3 protein-coding genes and 1 pseudogene are annotated in these 4,538 nt (G+C 62.9%); 3 read left to right on the top strand and 1 reads right to left on the bottom strand.

What is annotated here, in order from left to right; genetic code table 11:
* Positions 1 to 1,777 (bottom strand): FdhF/YdeP family oxidoreductase (locus AB4Y99_RS25985; RefSeq protein ID WP_441525356.1); only part of this gene is annotated, 1,777 nt, incomplete at its 3' end.
* A gap of 88 nt (positions 1,778 to 1,865) precedes the next feature.
* Between AB4Y99_RS25985 and AB4Y99_RS25980 the strand changes: the two genes are divergently transcribed.
* The 3 genes and pseudogenes from AB4Y99_RS25980 to AB4Y99_RS25970 form a co-directional block, all read left to right on the top strand.
* On the top strand, positions 1,866 to 2,885 hold the full coding sequence (locus AB4Y99_RS25980; protein WP_441525355.1) for a bestrophin family protein: 1,020 nt from the start codon (positions 1,866 to 1,868) through the stop codon (positions 2,883 to 2,885).
* A gap of 53 nt (positions 2,886 to 2,938) precedes the next feature.
* A complete protein-coding gene (locus AB4Y99_RS25975) occupies positions 2,939 to 3,466 on the top strand; it encodes a hypothetical protein (RefSeq protein ID WP_441525354.1) in 528 nt (175 codons plus the stop codon).
* A 292-nt stretch (positions 3,467 to 3,758) separates the two neighbouring features.
* Positions 3,759 to 4,538: pseudogene (locus tag AB4Y99_RS25970) on the top strand (IS3 family transposase); the annotation flags it as partial.

Here is a 4,538-nt window from a genome sequence, read left to right as displayed (position 1 = left end):
AGCTTGCGTAGATCTCCGGGTAAACCTCGGCGATCTTGTCGCGGATCAAGCCGTAATCGTCGATGTAGCTTTGCCACGGCACGGTGCTGTCCGGCAGGGTCGCCAGCGCCATCCGGCAGACGATCTCCACCTCCGGACGCAGGTCGGGACTCGCCGGCGTGAGGACACCGCGCGAAGCCGTGACGTTCGACATCGAATCCTCGATCGTGACGAATTGCTCGCCCGCCTTCGTCACGATCCGCTCGGAGCGCGCGATCACCGGCAGGATCAARGCCTCGCGGCCATGGACGAGATGGCCACGGTTGAGCTTGATCGCGATCCCCACTGTCAGGTCGAGTTTGCGCATGGCGGCGTAGGAACGCTCGGTGTCTGGAATGGCGCGCACAAAATTGCCGCCCATGCCGATGAAAACCTTGGCGGTGCCGTTCTCCATCGCCTCGATGGTTTCGATGGTGTGGTGGCCGTGATGGCGCGGCGGCTCGAAGCCGAAGACGTCGCGCACGCGGTCGAGATAGTCCTGCGTGGGCTTCTCGTCGATGCCGACCGTGCGATCGCCCTGCACGTTCGAATGGCCGCGGATCGGCGAGATGCCGGCACCCGGCTTGCCGAAATTGCCGCGCAGGAGCAGCAGATTGGCGACCTGCTGCAGCAGGCGAGAGCCTTGCTGGTGCTGCGTCAATCCCATGCCGTAGCAGATCATCGTCGCGCGTGACCGGATGTAGATTTCGGCGCAGCGCCGGATCTGCGCTTCCTCGAGCCCTGAAACGCGCACGATCTCAGCCCAGTCCTGCGCCATCGCATCCTCGCGAATGGCGTCAATCCCGACCGTGTGCTCGCGGATGAAGTCGTGATCGATGATCGCTTCGCCCTGCGCCTCGCGCTCGAAGATCACCTTCATCATGCCCTTGATCAGCGCGAGATCGCCGCCAATGCGGATATGGACGAATTCGCTGGCGATGGCGGTGGAGCCGAAGGTCGCCATCTGGACGACGTCCTGCGGCTCGGTGAAGCGGATCAGCGCCCGCTCCGGCATGGGGTTGACGGCGACGATTGGCACACCGCGCTTCCGGGCCTCGACCAGATTGGTCATCATGCGCGGAGAATTCGTGCCGGTGTTTTGGCCGATCACGAAGATCGCCTCGGCGTGCTCGAAATCCTCCAGCACCACCGTGCCCTTGCCGACGCCGATGGCCGGCGGCAAGCCTCGGCTGGTCGGCTCATGGCACATGTTGGAACAGTCGGGAAAATTGTTGGTCCCGAAGGCGCGAACGAATATCGCGTAGAGGAATGCTGCCTCGTTCGGGGTGCGGCCCGATGTGTAGAACTCCGCCTGATGCGGACTTTCGAGACTGCGCAGGTGCTTTCCGATCAGCGCGAAAGCCTCGTCCCAGCTGCAGGGCACGTAGCGATCCGAAGCAGTCTCGTAGCGCATGGGTTCGGTGAGGCGACCTTGCATCTCGAGCCAGTAGTCGGATTGCTCCATCAGCTCGGCAACGGTGTGCCGTGCGAAGAATTCGCGCGTGACGCGGCGCTTGGTCGCCTCGAAGGCGAGCGCCTTTGCGCCGTTCTCGCAAAACTCCAGGGTCTTCTTGCAATCGGCGTCCGGAAAGGCGCAGCTCGGGCATTTGAAGCCACCCGGCTGGTTCATCGAGAGCAGCGCCCGCGAGCCCTTGGTGATGACGCTCTGCTCCATCAGCACCTTGGCGGTCGCTGCGGCGGCTCCCCAGCCACCGGCGGGGTGATGATAGGGCTGATAGCGTGGCTTGCCGTTGGCCATGGACTGGGCCTCCAAGGTGGCGAGCAACGATTAAATCACTCTATCATATTGAAATCTATAGACAATTTGTCCCGATTTTTTGGACATTTTGTCCATTCGCAGGTCCTATGCGGTGGCTAAGTGGTTGAGCCGCCTGAGGCACGTGGCTGGCACGATCGATGCAATTTCCTTTTCGCACATCGACACCGGATCGACGAAGGCGAAGCGCTCGATGATATTGCGGTCGAAACCTGGCTTCAGGGACATCCTCTTTGCGGTCAACGGCTCGATACTGCCCCGAATTCTGCCGCACCTCGCCGGAATCGCGGTGGTCACCGCCATCGCCGTCTTTGCGGCGGACGAGCATCCCGGCATCTTCGCCAAGATCAGTGCCATTCCGTTCACGCTGATCGGCATCGCCCTCTCGGTCTTCATGAGTTTCCGCAACAACACCTGCTATGCGCGCTGGTGGGATGGGCGGAAACTCTGGGGCGAGCTCATSATCGCCTGCCGCTCGCTGGCCCGCCAGGTTTCGGCTCTCGATGCGAGCCACCAGCGCTTCCTGTTGCGCGGTCTCTGCGGGTTCACCTCCGGCTTAGTGACGCGGCTACGGGGCGGCGACGAGCTCGCCGCAATCGGCAAATGGTTCGATCCGGCCTCGATCTCGGAAAGCCCGAACCCGACGAACGCCGTCCTGTACGAACTCGGGAAGTACAGCATCGCGGTCATGCACAATGGCGAGCTCAGCGCGATCCACTATTCGGTCATCGAGGGGCAGCTGACGGCCTTGTCCGATGTACAGGGCAGTTGCGAGCGCATTGCCCATACGCCCGTCCCCTTCGCCTATTCGCTGCTGCTCCACCGCACGGCGCTGGTCTTCTGCATGACCTTGCCCTTTGCGCTGGCCGGCTCGCTCGCCTGGTGGACCCTTTTGCCCGTGCTGCTCGTGGCCTACACTTTCTTCGGGCTCGATGCGCTCGGCCACCAGCTCGAGGATCCGTTCGGATCGCAACCGAACGCATTGCCGCTGAACGCGCTGCAGCGCATTGTCGAGCGGGAGATGCTGTCGATGCTCGGCTGCAAAGATCTGCCTGAGCTGATCCAACCGAAAGACAACATGCTGAACTGACGAAACCGCCCGCCGCCGCCCCGAGACGGACCTGCACCCAGGAGGAGAACGCCATGGCCCAGACGCGCAAGGACGAAGAGCGAGCGCTTAATGTCGAGGAGCGGGAGATCGTCGCGCAGACGCGCCACCCCGCCGTGCAGGACCTGGCGGACGACGCCTTGAACGTCTTGCTGAAGCGGTTGCGGGACCTGCGCGACAAGGCCAGCAGCCACGCCAACCAGCAGCGGCGCGAGATGCGCGGCAAATCGCCTCCCAAAGGTGCGGAGCCCAGCGGCGGACATGCCGGGTCGAGCCTGAAGGCAACAACGCTGTCGGCTGCCCTGAAACGACTGAATGCCGAGATTCAGCGCCGCGCCGAGATGGCGAAGAACCATAGCCTGATCGAGAACGCCCAGCGCGCGCTCGAACTCAAGATGCACGCGCAGCACAACAACATCCCGTTCAACACCCGGCACGCCAATCGAGGCATGCACGACATCCCGGACAAGGAGGTGAATTCGCTGATCCGCCCGGCGGAACGGGGACGCCTTCGCAAGGCATCCCATGTCGCCCAGGCGAAACGCGATTCCTCAGGTCACTGAAAACCTCGACAGCGCAGCGCGGATCGGAGCCTCGATTTTCCCGGTCGCCCGGTAGGTGCGGATAGGCCGCACACGGCGCGCCCGCATCCGACCTCATCACCTCCGCCATAGGATCCCCCTGTTATTTGGTCAGGGTGTGCATCTGCTACGCTTGCGGCATTCAGCCTGAGTGAGGTCGCCCTCAGCGTGAATCTGGCGGACGTGAAGGCCATGATCTGAGCCCTTAAAACTGGATCGCTTTGGGTTAGAGTTTTCCGTGTCGTTTCCCATGGGCTGGGAGGAGCGGAAGACGATGAAGGATTCGAAGTTCTCGGACGCCCAGAAGGCGTTCATCCTGAAGCAGGGCGCGGACGGGATTCCGGTGGCGGAGATCTGCCGGCGAGCCGGGATCAGCCAGGCGACCTATTTCAACTGGAAGAAGAAGTATGAGGGGCTGCTGCCGGCCGAGATGCGCCGGCTGAAGCAGCTTGAGGACGAGAACGCGAAGCTGCGCAAGCTGGTCGCCGATCTCGCGCTGGACCGCGAGATGCTGCAGGACGTCATTCGCCGAAAGCTCTGAGGCCTGGTCGCAAGCGCGAGCTCGTCGGCGTGATGTGTGGCGAATGGCAGGTATCGATCCGACGGGCCTGTGCTGTCCTGGAGTTCGACACGTCCAGCTATCACTACAAGTCGTGCCGGCCCGATCAGGCCCCCTTGGCAGCCCGGATCAAGGCGATCTGCGAGACGCGCGTTCGCTATGGCTATCGCCGTGTCGACGTGCTCCTGCGGCGCGAGGGCTGGCAGGTCAATCAGAAGCGGATTCGAAGGATCTACAATGAGTTAGGCTTGCAACTTCGGAACAAGACGCCCAAGCGTCGGGTCAAGGCGAAGCTGCGCGAGGATCGCGCGCCGGCGACGCGGCCGAACGATGTCTGGGCGATGGATTTTGTCCATGACCAGTTGGCGACGGGCCGTAAGGTCCGGGTTCTGACCCTGGTCGACACCTTCTCGCGCTTCTCGCCGGCGGTCGATCCGCGCTTCAGCTACCGGGCCGAGGACGTCGTCGCCACGCTGGAAAGGGTCTGCGCGAAAC

This window comes from Allobosea sp. TAB14 (assembly GCF_052113865.1).
Classification (GTDB): Bacteria; Pseudomonadota; Alphaproteobacteria; order Rhizobiales; family Beijerinckiaceae; genus Allobosea; species Allobosea spartocytisi.
This window is presented reverse-complemented; position numbering and strand designations above follow the sequence as displayed.